The organism is Corynebacterium sp. HMSC074E01, assembly GCF_001808885.1.
GTDB lineage: Bacteria > Actinomycetota > Actinomycetes > Mycobacteriales > Mycobacteriaceae > Corynebacterium.
Genome location: NZ_KV794854.1, coordinates 574,759 through 591,553, shown reverse-complemented (window position 1 = coordinate 591,553; position 16,795 = coordinate 574,759). Strand labels below are relative to the sequence as shown.

At 58.6% G+C, this 16,795-nt stretch carries 13 protein-coding genes, 1 tRNA gene and 1 pseudogene; 4 read left to right on the top strand and 11 right to left on the bottom strand.

The window, feature by feature from the left end; translation table 11 throughout:
• The first annotated feature begins 307 nt into the window (after positions 1-307).
• The gene (locus HMPREF2537_RS12125) at positions 308-541 is read left to right on the top strand and encodes a hypothetical protein (RefSeq protein ID WP_070517043.1); all 234 of its coding nucleotides are present in this window, start codon (positions 308-310) and stop codon (positions 539-541) included.
• A 144-nt stretch (positions 542-685) separates the two neighbouring features.
• Here the strand turns inward: HMPREF2537_RS12125 and HMPREF2537_RS12120 are convergent, their stop codons facing one another.
• From HMPREF2537_RS12120 to HMPREF2537_RS12100, 5 genes are read right to left on the bottom strand one after another with little or no spacing between them, the layout of a single operon-like run.
• Positions 686-2,458 carry an ABC transporter ATP-binding protein gene (locus HMPREF2537_RS12120; protein WP_070529423.1) on the bottom strand — a complete coding sequence of 591 codons (1,773 nt, stop codon included), beginning with the start codon at positions 2,456-2,458 and terminating at the stop codon, positions 686-688.
• Entirely contained in the window at positions 2,451-4,199 is a 1,749-nt protein-coding gene (locus HMPREF2537_RS12115) for an ABC transporter ATP-binding protein (protein ID WP_070529421.1), read from the bottom strand. Before HMPREF2537_RS12115 ends, HMPREF2537_RS12120 begins: the two co-directional genes overlap by 8 nt.
• A 7-nt stretch (positions 4,200-4,206) precedes the next feature.
• The gene (locus HMPREF2537_RS12110) at positions 4,207-5,676 is read right to left on the bottom strand and encodes an ABC transporter ATP-binding protein (RefSeq protein WP_012714930.1); all 1,470 of its coding nucleotides are present in this window, start codon (positions 5,674-5,676) and stop codon (positions 4,207-4,209) included.
• Positions 5,673-6,344: an energy-coupling factor transporter transmembrane component T family protein gene (locus HMPREF2537_RS12105; protein WP_232748473.1), complete on the bottom strand. Its 672-nt coding sequence runs from the start codon at positions 6,342-6,344 to the stop codon at positions 5,673-5,675. The genes HMPREF2537_RS12110 and HMPREF2537_RS12105 overlap by 4 nt, the downstream gene beginning before the upstream one ends.
• A 50-nt stretch (positions 6,345-6,394) precedes the next feature.
• Positions 6,395-7,030: an MptD family putative ECF transporter S component gene (locus tag HMPREF2537_RS12100; protein WP_070529416.1), complete on the bottom strand. Its 636-nt coding sequence runs from the start codon at positions 7,028-7,030 to the stop codon at positions 6,395-6,397.
• A 140-nt stretch (positions 7,031-7,170) separates the two neighbouring features.
• On the opposite strand from HMPREF2537_RS12100, the pseudogene HMPREF2537_RS12580 reads away from it, so the two are divergent.
• A pseudogene (locus HMPREF2537_RS12580) lies at positions 7,171-7,447 on the top strand (IS481 family transposase); the annotation flags it as partial.
• Between the two features lie 21 nt (positions 7,448-7,468).
• On the opposite strand, the gene HMPREF2537_RS12090 reads toward HMPREF2537_RS12580, so the two are convergent.
• The 5 genes from HMPREF2537_RS12090 to HMPREF2537_RS12070 all read right to left on the bottom strand — a co-directional run bounded on the left by HMPREF2537_RS12090 (position 7,469) and on the right by HMPREF2537_RS12070 (position 10,203).
• Positions 7,469-7,541 (bottom strand) — tRNA-Arg (locus HMPREF2537_RS12090).
• 71 nt (positions 7,542-7,612) lie between these two features.
• A complete protein-coding gene (locus tag HMPREF2537_RS12085; RefSeq protein WP_070529409.1) occupies positions 7,613-7,891 on the bottom strand; it encodes a glutaredoxin domain-containing protein in 279 nt (92 codons plus the stop codon).
• A complete protein-coding gene (locus tag HMPREF2537_RS12080) occupies positions 7,891-8,436 on the bottom strand; it encodes a dihydrofolate reductase (RefSeq protein WP_070529404.1) in 546 nt (181 codons plus the stop codon). The genes HMPREF2537_RS12085 and HMPREF2537_RS12080 overlap by 1 nt, the downstream gene beginning before the upstream one ends.
• Positions 8,436-9,260 (bottom strand): thymidylate synthase, encoded by an 825-nt coding sequence (locus HMPREF2537_RS12075; protein ID WP_049155187.1) that lies wholly within the window; start codon positions 9,258-9,260, stop codon positions 8,436-8,438. The genes HMPREF2537_RS12080 and HMPREF2537_RS12075 overlap by 1 nt, the downstream gene beginning before the upstream one ends.
• Before the next feature lie 67 nt (positions 9,261-9,327).
• Entirely contained in the window at positions 9,328-10,203 is an 876-nt protein-coding gene (locus HMPREF2537_RS12070; RefSeq protein WP_049155185.1) for an NAD-dependent epimerase/dehydratase family protein, read from the bottom strand.
• A 104-nt stretch (positions 10,204-10,307) separates the two neighbouring features.
• Here HMPREF2537_RS12070 and HMPREF2537_RS12065 point away from each other — a divergent pair, with 104 nt between their 5' ends.
• The gene (locus tag HMPREF2537_RS12065; protein ID WP_049155183.1) at positions 10,308-10,976 is read left to right on the top strand and encodes a TetR/AcrR family transcriptional regulator; all 669 of its coding nucleotides are present in this window, start codon (positions 10,308-10,310) and stop codon (positions 10,974-10,976) included.
• Between the two features lie 41 nt (positions 10,977-11,017).
• On the opposite strand, the gene HMPREF2537_RS12060 is transcribed toward HMPREF2537_RS12065, so the two are convergent.
• Positions 11,018-11,776, bottom strand: coding sequence for a 3'(2'),5'-bisphosphate nucleotidase CysQ (locus HMPREF2537_RS12060; protein ID WP_198525898.1), 759 nt, complete (start codon positions 11,774-11,776; stop codon positions 11,018-11,020).
• Between the two features lie 34 nt (positions 11,777-11,810).
• Here HMPREF2537_RS12060 and HMPREF2537_RS12055 point away from each other — a divergent pair, with 34 nt between their 5' ends.
• Positions 11,811-16,745 (top strand): Lhr family ATP-dependent helicase, encoded by a 4,935-nt coding sequence (locus tag HMPREF2537_RS12055; protein WP_070529402.1) that lies wholly within the window; start codon positions 11,811-11,813, stop codon positions 16,743-16,745.
• The last annotated feature ends 50 nt before the right edge of the window (positions 16,746-16,795 follow it).

The following is a 16,795-nucleotide window of genomic DNA, read 5'->3' as shown; positions in this document are numbered from 1 at the left end:
TCACGGTTTCGGCCGTGGGCTTCGCGCTGTTAATCAGGTCGGAAAAGCACCGCGAGCGGGGTCACCGCTCGGTGCTGTTGTATCTTGAATTGTTTTCTTATTCCACGTTCTCGTGGGACAATATCACCGCTGGTGCGGTAGCAATCGGCGAGTTTGCCATCATCTTCGTGTTGCTGCTGTACCTGATTAATACGTTGGACCTCTGCACGGTGTTGTCTGGCCTGGTGCTGGCAGCCACGGCAATCGGTGCATTCTTCTCCGTTGCAGCAGCCCCCACGTCGCGGCACGGTACGGGGCGCCTGGCACCGTGCTCATTGGGCTCGGCTTGGAAGCCGTCGGCGTCCTTATCCTCGTCCTGCTTATGGGGCCGGATACGAATGGTTGGATCATCGCCGCGCCGCTGACCCTGTACGGCTTGGGCCTAGGGTTCGCCTCCGCGCAGCTGACCGGCACGATGCTGCGGGATATTCCCGTCGATGACTCCGGGCAAGCCTCCGCAACGCAAACCACCGTGCGCCTGGGGCAGTGGTGTGGGCCTTAAGCGAAGGCATGGCCAACGCCGCGCAGTGGTCGCTCGTAGCCGCTACCGCATTCTTCGCTCTGAGCTTTGTCGGTGCACTTAGGGTGCTCCGTGCTGCGGGGGAGAAGGGTGCCCCCGCAAACAACGCCGATCTCGGTGCCCGCGTTAATCGCGTCCCGAACTGATTTTCCACCCGCGTGCTGCTTTGCGTTGCTGCCAGAAGTGACGGTAGATACCGGGGACATCGGAAAGCTCAGAATGCGTGCCCAGCTGGCTGACTTGCCCGTGTTCATCCAAGACTACGATTTGATCAGCAGATTTGATTGTATCCAGCTTATGGGCGATGACAATAAAAGTAGATTGCTCCCGTAGCTCGTCCATCGCAGCAAGAATGTTTGCCTCATTTTCTGCATCGAGCGCGGAGGTAGCCTCATCAAAGAGTACAATCGGCGCTTGCTTGAGAAGCGCGCGAGCTACAGATACGCGCTGGCGTTCACCACCGGATAGAAGCCGACCGCCTTCACCAACAGGAGTATGCCACCCTAGGCGGTTGGCAATAGAAGTCACGCCTGAAAGATCAGCTGCGCGGAAGACTTCCTCATCGGAGGCGTCGGGACGACCAACGCGGATATTAGCGATTAACGAGTCGTCGAAGAGGTAAACGTCCTGAAAGACCATGGACAGCCTGGACATTAACTGTTCGGTTCCAAGCTCGCGGATATCTACGCCGTCAACCATCACCGCCCCGGAATCTACATCCCAGAATCGCGAAATAAGGCGCGCAATTGTGGTCTTTCCGGAGCCAGAAGGACCGACAATGGCGGTAACGGTGCCTGGTCGAGCATGGAAAGTGACATCTACCAATACTGGTGTATCGCCGTATCCAAACGTGACATTAAGCAGCTCTACATTTCCCGAACCATCGCCTAGGCGCGGAGTAGTGGGTTCTGGCAGGGAAGGAGCATCGGTGATGAGCTCAGTTTCTGCAAGCGCGATACGGCCGGCATCTAAACCGACGAAAGAAGAACCCAGCTGCTCAAGCGTGCGGGTAAACCTCAAGCTGATTCCGATGATCGCAATTGTTTCTAGTGGCGATAGGGCGCCTTCAACGGCAAGATCCGCGGAGACCATAATGAGAGCCACAATGAAGATCTGCACTACTATGCCGTTGAGTAGCAAAGCTAATGTGGATACCCATAGCTCGCGTATTCGTGCTTTATGGTCGATTTCTAGCGCTTGCTCTAGTGGCGCAAAAACTTGTGATTGTCCTGCCGCGCGCAGGGCTGGTTGACGGTTAGCAAATTCTACGATGCGCTGGGAGAGCTCTTTACTCGGCCCCAGTGCGCGGTTCGATGCTTTCTCACGAATCCATGCAGCCAACTGCATCACCACGAGCGCCAATGGTGCGATGATAAGAAGGACCAAGCCCAGCTTCGGGTTCCAGAAACACGCTCCTACTAACAAGGTGACAAGTGCCGCGCTATCGCGGTATATCGTTCCTTGAATATGCGCAATGGTCTCGGCCGCCACCATAAAGCGATCTGAAACGAGGCGAGATAGGCCGCCGGTATTAGCCGGTACGAACCAGCCGAGCGGTAGCGTTGCTAATTTATCGCCCACAGTCGTGTGCGCGGCTCGGATGAAATCCAAGGCCGTGTGGTAAGAGGCCATGGTTGCGAAAAATCGTAGCGCAAAAGCTACGAGCGCAATTGCCAAAAGCGTCCACATCCATGGTGCGATCGTCGTATCCCCATCGAGTGCCTTTGTAAGTGGCACGAGCGTGAGAACGGCGAGGCCATCAAGCACGCCAACGATAAGCGATAGACAAGCATACCTTTTATTGAGCTTATGGCCTACAGGACTTTGCAGCTTTTTGACACTGCGAGTGAGTAGCGGATCACGAAGACGCGAACTAACAGGCGTAGTGGCATTAGACATGAGAATTATCCTTCATAGGCTTGAGGCAGATTATTTGGTCTGCTCCTTGGATGGACTCCGGCTTGTGGGCGATGACTAAGACGGTCTTGCCTCTGACGAGTGTGGCTAGAGCTGCTTGAATTTCTGCTTCGCAGTCAGGATCAGTTGCCGCAGTAGCTTCATCCAGGATCAAGATTGGGGCATTGGTAATGATTGCCCGGGCAATAGAAATGCGTTGCTGTTGTCCACCGGATAAAGAGGTGTCCTCACCAACAACGGTGTCGAGCCCAGCCGGTAAAGCGCGAATATCAGCAGCTATGTGCGCAGCCTCTGCGGCTTGCCAGATCTCTTCATCGCGGGCTTCTGGGCGTGCAAGGCGAATGTTTTCCCGAATACTCATACGCAGTAAGTGAGGATCTTGTAAGACGAAAGCCACAGTGCGGTACAAACTGTCGAAAGTGAGATCACGGATATCCACGTTGTTGATAGTGATTGTGCCCGAATCTGGATCCTGGAAACGCGCCAACATCGTTGCTGCTGTGGATTTGCCAGACCCGGAGGGGCCAATCAATGCCGTGACAGTGCCTGCATTTAGTTGCGCAGAAAAGTCTTGGAGGACTGGTGTGTCTGGGGCGTAGCTAAAGCTGACCTTATGGAACTCCACCTCCATGTCTTGACTATTGGCGTCGAGGCTCTTTTGGCCTTCTTTCACATGGGAAATTGTCATGACTTCATCAAGGCGCAACGCCGCATTGCCAGCGAGCTGGTAAGACCACATCATTTGGCCGACGGTTTGAATCGTGCCCGGGAGCACCAGCGCAATTAACGTTGTTGCGATGACTTCAGCGACCGTGACATAGCCACCAGCTATCAGCAGGGAACCGACTCCTAGATTGATAAGGATGAGGACAGGAACCGCCACCACAGACTCTGAGATTGCGGAAACACGCAGAAGCGGACGTACCCACTCGTAATAGAATTCCGCGAATTTTTGGGCAGCTTCGCGATATCGAGCGTGGGCTTTGCCAACGGTGCCGAAAGCCTTGACGACGGAAATACCTTCGGAGAACTCCACCGCAGTCGCAGAGACCTCACCCAGATAATTATCCATTTCCGCAGTTTTTGTGCCCATATCTTTCATTGAATATGCTTGGATTGCTAGGAAAATGGGCACAGTGGCAATAGAAAGTAGACCAAGGCGCCAATCCAAGATAAAGGCATAAACCAGAAGCGCGAGGGGCGTAAAGATCGCGGCGACCTTCTCTACAGGAGCATGGGCTGTCAGGGTGTGCAGAGTTAACGTATCGTCCTCGACGGCTTTGCGGACTTTGCCGGAATTAGTCTGGCTAAACCACGAGAGTGGTGCTTTCGCAATAGCGGTAATAATTCGGCGCCGGTTAATCCCCACCAACTTTGCATCAGCGAAGTGGGTGATTGCAAGGGCAAGGAAATAGAAGAATAGCTGGCCCAAAAATGCAGCAAGTAGCCATTTCACAATGGACGCGACGTCATCAGTATTGCCGTCGATTAGAGCATTTCCCAGTGCCACCAACGCGACGTAGGGTGCTACGGCGAGTACCGAGGATATAAGCGCGAGAAACTGTGCGAAGTAGATGGTTGTTTGCACTGGGGCCAGTAGTTTTTTTAGAGCGACTTGGCCGGCTTTTAGTTTTGCGCGAGCCTCTTCTTCCGGTGACGCACCGTGTGATTCTGGTGCGTGGGTTCTGCTTGATTCTGTGGAACTTTGTTTTAGTTCAGACATTTCTTTCTCAATTCTTGTTGATGTCAGTCATATCGATGATTCTGGTGACTGATTCTTGGATGAATTCGTGGTCATGGGTGATGACGATGACCACTGCTCCGCTTGCTGCAAGAGATCGAAGTAGCGCAGAGATGGATTGCAGTTGGCGCCAGCCCACGCCAGAGGTAGGTTCATCGAAGATGTAGATCGCTGCTTGCTCGGCTTGGGCTGAAGCTATGGCTAAGCGTTGCCGTTGCCCACCGGACAGAGACTGCGGATGCCGTTGGGCCATTCCTGCCAGATCGAGGCGATGGAGAATCTCATTGACATCGATGTGGTCCCGCTTCTTCTTTGCCAGTCCGAGCGTGACTTCTTCTTCGGTGGTGGCTGCGAATAATTGGCGGCCAACATCTTGCATCACCATGTACGCGGCACGTCTGCGGGCAGCCGCTCCTACTCGTTTGCTGTTCAAACGGAGACTACCGCCGCGTTTGGGAGAAGCAAGACCACAAATGATCCTGGCGAGGGTGGTTTTTCCAGCGCCGTTGGGCCCGATTAAGGCGGTGACTTCGCCGCTGGGGAAAAATGCGTGGTCAATGTTTAATACCTCATGTGCGCCATAAGAAAAACAGATGTTGCTTAGCTCGAGTCCGCTCCGCTGGGGATCGGCGTTTTCGAGCGTGGGTGGTACCGGCACGCTCGCGGGCAGGGGAACATGGTGTAAGCTGCGTAGCCCCAATTGTTTGCGTTCGGGTTCGTCTAAGGCATAAAACTCCTGAGCGCGGAAACTCCGCGTTATTTTTCCCTGAGTCAAGTAAATAACTTGGTCAGCGATATCTTTTAAGAAAAAGAGACGGTGATCAGCGATAATGATCGTTGTGCCTAATTCCTTCAAGCGGTGTAGCACGCGTGCAAGAATATCGATGCTTTCCATAGAGAGATTGGACGTGGGTTCATCGAGAAGCACGAGACTGCCCGGGGACACAAGCGCGCATGCGCATGCCACGGTTTGTAACTGCCCACCGGATAATTCTTTGAATCGCCGGCCCCGAAGATCGTTAATGCCTAGTAGCTCGACCGCTGATTGAATCCTCGACTCAATTTCTTTGGGATCTACACCAAGGTTTTCTAGCCCGAAGGCCAATTCTGCATTGACGCTTTCAGTGAAAAATTGTGTCCTTGGATTCTGGAATACTGAGGCGCTGAACTCGATGGCTCGGGACAGCGGTTCTTCCGCAGGGGTAAAAGCCTGGTCATCCTTTATAATAGTGATGGTGCCTAGTAGCTCTCCTGGATTGAAATGGGGGATGAGTCCGTTGATCAACTTGAGTACCGTGGACTTTCCCGATCCGGAATCACCGGTAATCAGTAGACACTGTCCTGGAGAGACAGAAAAAGACACATCAGATACACCTTGAATACCTGGCCGAGCTCCCAATGGATATGTAAAAGAAACGTTGTGGGCGTCTACACTGGTTGCGATACTGCGTTCGTTCATAAGTGGACCTCCGTGGGAAGCCAGACAGAGGCAACAACGAGGCCCAACCCAGCTAGTGCAGTTGCATCGACAAGCTTGAAGGAAAGATCGGCGGTGGTGGTTGGGCGTGCGGGTCCTCCCAATCCCCGGACAAGAGCAGAGGCAGCGAGCTCATCACCAGCGCGGACGACGGCACCTAATAAGGGGATGATCAACATCGCGGACGATTGTGTGGGCTGTGTGATCCAGCTTTTTACTCCAGGCTGGAGACCCCGAAGGACCATGGCATCGCGGATGGCTTTGGCTTCTGCCACGATGATCGGCAAAACGCGCAGGAATACCGCCGGTGGAATGGTGGCCCAGCCTGGTAAACGCAGGTCCCGCAGTGCTGAGGTCAACGTGGATGGTGTGAGAGTGAGCAAGCCGAATGTGCCGATGGACATGCTGATGACAAAACGGCTTAGCCACGAAAAAATTGCCGCTGAAAAAGCGAAAAATGTGGAGCCAGGAAGCTGTAATAGGCCCCAGTACCCTAGATAGGATAATGCAAAAGCGAACAGGCAAATAAGACCATAGTGTGGCTTTACTGTAGCTAGTGCGATGGAGCTGAAAGCGATAGAAATCAGCAGTGTCGGTAGGTGGCCGTGGCTGAGAGCTACCGCATTGATTACTAGAACAGAAAGCAGCACGGTCCGTGGATCGATCGAAGATCGATGAAGCACGCCCTGTTTTGGCAGGCTCACAGGAGACCAGCGCTTTCAAAGTGTTTGCGGCTGACGCGAACTCCGACCTTTCCTCCGATAAAGCCGACGATGAGCGCACAAATGGCCAGTACTCCAATGGTCCATGGCTGGAAGATATCCGACATGGCATCGGCATATTCTTGACCCATTTGGTCTGCGATATCGACGTAGTAGGAGTCCGTATCCAGAATTAGCGGGATAAAAGGCATAGAAATCCAGACACAGAAGACGCTGTAGGCAATAGGGAAGGATTTGGCAATACTGAGGTGGCTTTTTGTAATAATCAAATCCGCGATAAACCCTAGAATTATGCTTCCCAGCAGGGTCCAGAAGTAGTGTCCGGTGAGCATGAATGCTAGTCCGTTAATACCACCGACGAGGGTGAAAGCACCCATTTTGGGCGTGCGGGCGGCATAAAGCGCTAGCACGATTCCGTTTGCGATTGCCGCGATGAACCATCCAATAAACATGAATTGTGGTCCTGCGAATCCAATCATTCCGCTTATAAAGGTGATTACAAAGTAAAGTGCAGCAAAGATGCCAGCGTTGATGAGATCTCTGGTGTTTAAACGTGCCGTCGACCCACTGGATGAGCTTGTACTCCGTGCGGGCGTAGAGGACTGTTTGGTCATAGTAAACCTCGATTCATGAAAATCAGGCAAGGTAAGGCTTGCCTAATACATATAATACTGTTTATAAACTATTTCTAGTATTGATCTGAAGGTTCACCCTTAATGGGGGCGAATGCAGATAAGCGGACATCAAACCAGAGCACGACTACCGACTACGCACCGACAAAGTAGGCACGAACGGCAAGACAGCACTGCGATGGGGCGACAAACTACGCCGCCTCTACATCGGACGCCGATGGGGCGGAGAACCCATCACCATGGTCTGCGTCGACAACCACGTCGACGTCAAAATAGCCATCACTGGGGCACAAATCGCCGCCTACACACTCACCGAAGAAAAGATCTACTACAACTAGAAAGACAACGAACTCAACCCCAGTCGGGGCAACTAAAAATCTCGAGACACCGACCGGAACGATGTCTCGAGACTTCACAGCGTGCCCCAGAGAAGATTCGAACTTCCGACACCGGCTTTAGGAGAGCCGTGCTCTATCCCCTGAGCTACTGGGGCGGGGGTGCGTTGCGCACCTAAGTAAGATTAGCAGCCCTGCTTTAGGCGGCGGTAAATGCGTCGCCTTGGGTCTACTCGCCGGCCAGCTCCGCGTACTTGGCGCGAACCTCGCTGGCGGAAGGGTTGGTGGCGTGAGTGTCGTCGGAGTAGAGGACGGTTGGAACGATGCGATTGCCGTCGTTGACGGATTCAATCCAGGCGTTGATGTCGTCGGTGTTCTCACCTTCGACATCGACGAGCTCATATGGGGTTTCGGTGCGGTCCAGGTTTTTGATCAGCTTTACACAGAACGGGCACCAGTCAGCGAAGAAGATGGTGACGTGCTCAGTGGTTTCGGGGGTAGTTGCCATTATGCAGCAGCCTTTCTGTCGTAGGTGAGGAATCGGTATTTCATGGGCAGCTCGCTCGGGGGCTGGCCGGGAATGGTGAGGTGGCCTGATTCGGAGGTCAGCCAGTCACTATCGGCAGATAGGCTGAATTCTTCCGGAACGCTCGGGGCGAGTACGGCATCTGCGCCGTAGGCATCGCCGACTTGTACACCCATGAGGGTGAGCTCGATTGTATCCACGCGGTCGAGGGCGGAGCTATAAAGTTGGCCACCGCCGGTGATCCAGGCGTCGCCGGGCGCGGTTTCGAGTGCGGCGTCGATGCTATCCACCACGGTGGCGCCCGCAGACCACTCGTCGGGCTCGCGGCTGGACAGCACGATGTTCTCCCGGCCCGGCAGCGGGCGGAACTTGGGGTTGAGGGATTCCCATGTCTTGCGGCCCATGATGACGGGCGCGCCCATGGTCACTTCCTTGAAGTGCTTGAGATCCTCCGGCACGTGCCAGGGCATGACCACGCCGTCACCAATGATGCCGTCAAGGGACTGGGCCCAGATTGCGCCCAGCATTAAACGGACACCTGCGCCTTGATGGTGGGGTGAGGGTCGTAGCCGATGACCTCAAAATCATCGAAGTCATAGGAGAACATGTCCTGCGCCTTGTGGAGCTTGAGCTGCGGGTATGCACGGGGCTCGCGAGAAAGCTGCTCCTTGACCTGTTCGATGTGGTCGTTGTAGATGTGGCAATCGCCGCCGGTCCAGATGAGCTCGCCCACCTTCAGGCCTGCTTGCTGTGCAAACATGTGGGTCAGCGCGGCATAGGAGGCCAAGTTGAAAGGAACGCCCAAGAACATGTCCGCGGAGCGTTGGTAGACCTGCATGGAGAGTGCACCGTCAGCGACGTAGAGCTGGAACAGCAGGTGGCAGGGCATGAGCGCCATCTTGTCCAGCTCAGAGACATTCCACGCGGAGACCAGGTTGCGGCGGGAATCCGGGTTGTTCTTGAGCGTGTCCAGGGCGGCCTGAATTTGGTCGATGTGCTGGCCATCCGGCGTGGGCCAGGAGCGCCATTGCACGCCGTAGACAGGGCCCAACTCACCGTCCTCATCGGCCCACTCGTTCCAGATGCGGACCTTGTTCTCCTGCAGCCACGTCACGTTGGATTCGCCGCGCAAGAACCACAGCAGCTCACCAATCACGCCGTGGAAGTAGACCTTCTTGGTGGTCAGCAGGGGAAAAGACTCCGCCAAGTTATAACGAAGTTGGGCACCGAACAGGGAGAGGGTACCGGTACCAGTGCGGTCGCCTTTGGGAGCGCCTTCTTCCAGGACGCGGCGCAGGAGGTCCTCATATGGTGTTGTGAGGGCTGAAGAAGCGGTGGGAGTGTCACTCATGATGTCCAAGTGTAGAACGTTGGAGAAATCTTAGGTAGAGCGGTAGGGGTACTGGTGATGAGATTTGTTATTTCGACAGCTGGGCTTGATAAATAACCTCTAGAGCCTCGTCGGTTGGGGTCGCCTGCCATGAGGACGTGGCGCCGGTAAGAATTGAGGGACGGTCCCACAGGTATCTCATTTCTTTCAGTCCTCGGAGGCCCGTGCTGGCAACGCCAGCTACTTTCAGCATCCATGGGTGAATAGTGATGGGGGAGTGTTGGCATCCGGCACGTCGAGCAAACTCAGCTTGAGTCAGAGCGGGAGCGCAAGGTGTGGAAATTATTGGGGGTGTCGAATCATCTAAAAGTGCGTCTGCCAACGCTCGTGCAAAGTCTGGAAGATACGTGACCGAGTGTTTAGCGTGTGCGTTAAAAAGAGCAAGGGGACGCTTCTTCCCAATGATGAGCTGATGGTAGACGCATCCGGGGCCGGCATCTGGTCCGTACAGATCGGCCGCGATTACCGAGGTAGTGCGCGAGGGGGAGGCTAAGCGGTTCTCGATTAGGGTCGCTCGAACACCGGGTTTTCCATTGCGAGATCGGGTGAGGGGAGTATCAGGCGAAATCACCTCGTAAGTCTGGTCGAACCCATACATCGATTCGGGGAAGACGACGGGGATGCCTAGTTGGGTGGCTACCTTCAGCACGGTTTCTTCAGCTGGAATGAGTAGGTCGCGCCACTTTTGTGCGTCATATGGGGCGTGGATGCAGTGGGCAATGCCGTCGATCTGGTCTGGGTAGGCGTCACTGTATGTTGCGTCGCCCTTCTTGAAATCAACGTTTTCACTGGTGGCGAATTGGGGCTGTCGCCGCGTCATGATTGTGCATGTGTGCCCTCTTTTTGCGAGTTCACGTGATAGTGCACGGCCAACGGGGCCCGCGCCGGTGATGAGAAAGTGCATTGAGTGTCCTCCACTCTTATTAGTGACTGGTGCTCTCTAAGGCTATAGGTGCACTCGGCTACCGTCAAGAGCAGTGCTCTCTTTTGTGTTGATATAGTTTTCATATGTCGATGACACCAAGAGCGCGTGCTCGCGAAGAGACGATGTCGCGCATTGTTGAGCTCGGACGAAAGCAGCTTGATGCAGGTGGCCCAGAAGCCTTGAATCTGCGTGCAATTGCTCGTGATTTGGGGATAGTTTCTTCGGGTATCTACCGCTATGTGCCCGACAGGGCCCACCTATTAACGATGCTGATTATCGATGCGTTTGAAGCGCTCGATGGCGCCGTTGCCCAAGGAGTGGGTGCGGCCACTGGGACGCGAGCTAAATTCGTGAGCCTTGTGGCCGCTATGAGGATGTGGGCTTTGAAATTTCCTCAAAGGTGGGCGCTTATTTACGGCACGCCCATCATTGGATACGAAGCGCCCGCCTCAGAAACAACGGGTGCGGGTACAAAAGTTAGTCGGCGACTAGCCGTTTTGTTAACTGAGACCTCGGTTAAAGAGTTAGAACCGCGTTCCTCTCAGCTCTCGCAAGACCTTGCGGCGGCATCTGATGAGCTTGATGTGGAACTTCCCGCTGACGTCATGGAAAAGGCGCTTGAGGCGTGGATACAGATAATTGGCGTGATTAATGCCGAGGTTTTCGGTTACCTCGGCAAAGACACACTAAATGACTACCACGAGTTTCATGCTCGAATGGTTGCTCGTCTTGCAGACGAGTTGGGACTTTGACTTAGCGGCGCTGCGTAGGAGGGGAACACCACACAAGAAACCTAGTACCCGCCGTTGGCCTCCGCGTAGGCGGCGGCGTGCTCCAGAATCTCCTCTGCCAACTCCGGGCGGCAGATCAGAAGATCCGGGATGAAGGTGTCCTCGTTATTGAACTTGATGGGAGAGCCATCCAGTCGTGAACAGTGCAGGCCCGCGGCCAAGGCCACGCCCACCGGGGCGGCCTGGTCCCACTCGTACTGGCCGCCGGCGTGGATGTATCCGTCATAGTCACCGAGCAGCACGTGGATGGCCTTCGCACCCGCGGAGCCTACGCCGACGGTCTCAAAGCCCATCTTCTCCGCGACATAATCCGCTACCTTCGGCGGGCGGTTGCGGGAAACCACGAACTTCTTTGACAGCGGGCCGGTCACCGCGCGCACGTCAGAGGACTTAAAGGTCACGCCCATGTCCGGCATGCCGACTGCCGCATGGATCGGGGTGCCGTTTTCTACCAGCGCGATGTGGACGGCCCAGTCCTGGCGGCCGGTGGCGAACTCCTTCGTGCCGTCGAGCGGGTCAATGATCCACACGCGGTCCTTCTTCAAACGGCTCAAGTCATCGGCAGCCTCCTCCGACAGGACGCCGTCCTTGGGACGGTGCTGCTCAAGGACGCGGGAGATCCACTCCTGAGCGGCCTCATCGCCGGCATCACCCAGCGCCAAGCCGCGCAGCAGGCCACCGTTGCGCACGCCTTTGAGGATTTCGCCGCAGCCATCGGCGAGGGAGTTGGTTAGACGGGAATCAGAAATCTCAACGGTCATAGTGACCAGATTAGCGCGCGCGATACAGTAGGGCATGTCTAAAAACGTTCTGGCGAAGTTCCGCCCACAGGTGGCCGGGTGGTTCCAGGACGTTTTCGCCGCCCCCACCTCCGTCCAAGAGCAGGCATGGGAGGCGATTTCCGGTGGTGCGAATGCACTGGTTGTAGCGCCAACCGGCTCCGGTAAGACGCTCGCGGCATTTCTGTGGGCGCTGAATTCTTTGGTGGAGCGCGAAGGCCAGACCGCGCTGCCGCTAAGTAATGAACCCTCCCGTGAGGGCGCTCATGACGGCGTGAGAGTGCTGTATATCTCACCACTCAAGGCTTTGGGAGTGGACGTTGAGAACAATTTGCGCGCCCCGCTCAACGGCATTGCCCGCACCGCCGAGCGGCTGGGCCTGGAGGTGCCGGATATCACTGTGGGAGTCCGCTCCGGCGATACCCCGCAGGCAGAGCGTGCCCGCCAGGTACGCAAGCCACCGGACATCCTCATTACCACGCCGGAATCGGCCTACCTGATGCTCACCTCCAAGGCGGCGGGGATTTTGAAGACTGTGGATACCGTCATCATCGATGAAATCCACGCGCTGGCCGGCACGAAACGCGGCGTGCACCTAGCCCTAACCTTGGAGCGCCTCGGACTCATCGCCGGGGAATTTCAGCGCATCGGGCTTTCCGCCACGGTGCGCCCGCTGAGTGCTGTCGCGAACTTCTTGGGCGGTGACCGCCCCGTGGACATCATTGCCCCGCCCGCGAAGAAGCGCTGGCAGATCGACGTCCACGTACCGGTCGAGGACATGTCGGATCTGCCCACCCCGGAGCAGGGATCACCTATCGGGGAGGCGACTGTCGACGACCCCCTTGGCATCACCGAAGGCCCCCAGGATGCGTTGCGCGTGCACGCGCAACGCAAGGAAGAAGGCGGGGTTGGAGATTCCGCCCTGCCCACGGCGAAGTCCATCTGGCCCTTCATCGAGGAAGAGCTCTACGCCGAGGTCATGGAGCACCGCTCCACTCTCGTCTTCGTCAACTCGCGCCGCACCGCCGAGCGGCTCACCAGCCGGCTCAACGAGCTCTATGCCCAGGAACATGACCCGGAGTCTTTGAACCCGGCTACCCGGCGCGACCCAGCCCAGCTGATGAAGCAGGTCGACGTCGCAGGCAAGGCCCCTGCCGTCATCGCCCGCGCGCACCACGGTTCGGTATCCAAGGACGAGCGCGCGCTGACGGAGACCATGCTCAAGGAAGGCACGCTCAAGGCCGTGGTTGCCACGAGCTCCCTGGAGCTGGGCATCGACATGGGTGCGGTGGAGCTGGTGGTGCAGGTGGAATCCCCGCCATCGGTGGCCTCGGGCCTGCAGCGCGTGGGCCGCGCCGGGCACTCCGTCGGCGCGGTCTCGCACGGATCCTTCTATCCCAAGCACCGCGCGGACCTCGTGCAATCAGCACTCACCGTCGCCCGCATGGAGGAGGGTCTCATCGAAGAGATGCACTCCCCGCGCAACCCGTTGGATGTCTTGGCACAGCAGACGGTGGCGGCGGTGGTGGCGTCGGCAAGCGCGGGCACGAGCGAGGGACTCGAGGCCGACGAATGGTATGACACCGTGCGCCGCGCCTGGCCCTATAAGGACCTAGCGCGCGAGGTCTTCGACTCCGTGCTGGACCTGGTCAGTGGCGTGTACCCCTCGACGGATTTTGCGGAGCTGAAACCCCGGGTGGTCTATGACCGCGTCACGGGCGTGCTCACCCCGCGTCCCGGCGCGCAGCGCGTGGCGGTGACCAACGGCGGCACCATCCCGGATCGCGGCATGTTCGGGGTCTTCCTCGTGGGCGGTGAGGAGAAAGCGCCGCGCCGCGTGGGTGAGCTCGATGAGGAAATGGTCTATGAAACCCGGGTGGGGGACATCTTCACCCTCGGCGCGACGAGCTGGCGCGTGGAGGAGATCACGCGTGACCAGGTGTTGGTGACACCCGCGCCGGGGCACACGGGGCGTTTGCCTTTCTGGAATGGTGACTCCGCGGGGCGGCCGTATGAGCTGGGCAAGGCGTTGGGCGCATTCCGGAGAGAGGCATACGCGGATCCGTCCGTGGTGCGCGACGCTGATGAGCGCGCCCGGCGTAACATCGCCGCCTACTTGCAGGAACAGAACGAGGCCACCGGGCTCATCCCGGATGAAAAGACGCTGCTGCTGGAGCGCTTCACGGATGAGTTGGGGGATTGGCGCGTGCTGCTGCACACCCCGTTTGGCAGGCCGGTGAATGCGGCGTGGGCGCTGGCGGTGGGTCAGCGCGTGGCGGAGCGCACCGGGATGGATGCGCAGGCCGTGGCGGGCGACGACGGCATCGTGCTGCGCCTGCCGCAGGGTGAGGCGGACCCGGATGCAGCGCTGTTTCTTTTCGACGCCGATGAGATCGCCGACATTGTCACCGAGCAGGTGGGAAACTCCGCGCTCTTTGCTTCCCGGTTTAGGGAGTGCGCGGCGCGTGCGCTGCTTCTGCCGCGGCGTAACCCGGGCAAGCGCGCGCCCTTGTGGCAGCAGCGCCAGCGCGCAGAGCAGCTTCTCGACGTCGCCCGCAACTACCCCTCTTTCCCCATCATCCTGGAGACCGTGCGCGAGTGCGTGCAGGACGTCTACGACCTGCCGGCGCTCACGGAGGTCATGCGGGAGCTGGCGCACCGCCGCATTCGCATCGCGGAGGTCACCACGGAGCAGCCTTCGCCGTTCGCATCTTCGCTGCTGTTCAACTACACCGGCGCGTTCATGTACGAGGGGGACTCGCCGCTGGCGGAAAAGCGCGCGGCGGCCTTGGCCCTAGACCCCGTGCTGTTGGCGAAGCTTCTGGGCACGGTGGAGCTGCGCGAGCTTCTCCCCGCTGAAGTTATTGCTGAAGTCCACGCCCAGCTGCAGCGCACCACTGTAGAACGCCAGGCGCGGACCACCGAGGAGGTCGCGGACCTGCTGCGCGTGCTGGGCCCCATCCCGGTCGAGGAGTTCGGCGCGCACGCCACGGTGCCATTGAGTGCACTCGATGCGCTCGGTGCGCGGATCATGCGGGTGCGCATCAACGGCCGCGAGCACGTGGCCCAGGCGCTTGATGCGCCGCTGCTTCGCGACGGCCTGGGCATCCCCGTCCCGCCCGGCATCCCCGCCCAGCAGGCCACGATTACCGACGCCCTGGATCAACTAGTCAGCCGCTGGGCGCGCACGCGCGGGCCCTTTGTAGCGCGCGATGTGCAGGAGGCCTTTGGCCTGTCGGCTGCGGTGGCGCACTCGACGCTCAATGGGTTGAATTCCATCCTGGCGGGACATTACCGCCAGGGCGTGGAGGAGCAAGAGTACTGCGCGGCGGAGGTGCTCAAGGTCATCCGCTCGCGTTCGTTGGCGGCTGCCCGGGCGGCGACACAACCGGTTTCGCCCGCAGCTTTTGGACGCTTCCTTCCGGACTGGCAGCAGGTGGCGGCGGTGGGCCGGCGCCCGGTGCTGCGCGGGGTGGATGGCGTCTTCGCCGTCATTGAACAGCTGGCCGGGGTGCGCTTGCCGGCCTCGGCCTGGGAGAGCCTCATCCTGCCTGCGCGCGTAGGGGATTATTCACCGACGATGCTCGATGAGCTCACCGCCAGCGGCGAGGCTCTCATCGTGGGCGCGGGGAAGGCTGGCTCCAACGACCCCTGGATCATGCTGTTGCCGGCGGACTATGCCGCGCAGCTTGCCCCGCAGGTCTCTGCGGAGGAGGCGGGCGTGTCCATGCTGCAGACCCAGCTGCTGGAGGCCTTGCAGGGCGGAGGCAGCTACCTCCTATCTGATATCCAACCGCAGCTGAGCGGTACACCCGAGGAGGTTCGCGAGGCCCTCTGGGGGCTAGTGGAGGCAGGCTTGGTCAGCCCCGATTCCTTCGCTCCTATCCGCGCGCACTTAGTGACGGGGAACGCGGGGCGTACGGCGCATCGCGCGCGGCGTCGGCCATCGCGCTCGCGCCTGCGCATGGGGCGCACCTCCTTTGCGCAAGCTCACAATGTGTCTGGTGCGCAGGTCGCACCAGACGTGGTGGGGCGGTGGTCGTTGTCCGTTCCCGCGGCCACCGATGCCACGTCGCGTTCCATCGCGCACGGCGAGGCCTGGCTGGACCGCTACGGCGTGCTCACCCGCGGATCCGTGGTGGCTGAGGACGTCCTGGGCGGTTTCGCCCTGGCTTATAAGGTGCTCTCCGGTTTTGAGGAATCTGGCAAGGCCATGCGCGGCTATGTCATTGAAGGCTTGGGCGCCGCGCAGTTCTCCACGCCTGCGGTCATTGACCGCCTGCGCGGGGTGGATGATTCCCCCGATGTCACGGGCTGGCCGTCCGGTACCCGCGAGCCGCAGACTTATGTTCTAGCCGCGACCGACCCTGCGAACCCCTATGGCGCGGCGCTGTCCTGGCCACCCGCTGATGCTGGCGAATCAGCGGCCCGTCCCACCCGCGCCGCGGGTGCTTTAGTGGTGCTCATGGATGGCCTGCCCGTAGCCCACCTGACTCGCGGCGGAAAGACCTTGACCACGTTCTTCAACGCTTTGCCCGAGGGCATCGAGCGCACCGAGGTACTAGCCGCAGTGCTTGCAGGCCTCAACGAGCTGGTGGCCGCTGGGCGCTTGGGCAAGCTGGTCATTGAGAAGGCGAACGGGCGGCCCATCTTCGAATCAAAGCTGGGCGGCGAGCTGCGCACACTAGGGGCGGCACTGACCCCGAAGGGCGTGCGGATTACTGGATCTGCCCACACCGCCTCTTCCGGCCGTGCAGGACAGCACGGCCAATCTGGAGAAGCCGCGCGCTCCGCCGAGCCTTACCGTCCCGCACGTCGCGGCGGGCGCCGCGCCGCCGAGGCGATGGAGGAGCTTTCCTTCGATGATCCGGAGGATTCCACTGAGTCTGGTGGCCCATCGACTGCACCGGGAAGCCCAGGCGGCTTCCGCCCGCGCCGCCGACGCCGCTGAATGATATTCACCTTCATTTAGCCCACGGGCTTTTCATGGGTCTAACCTCA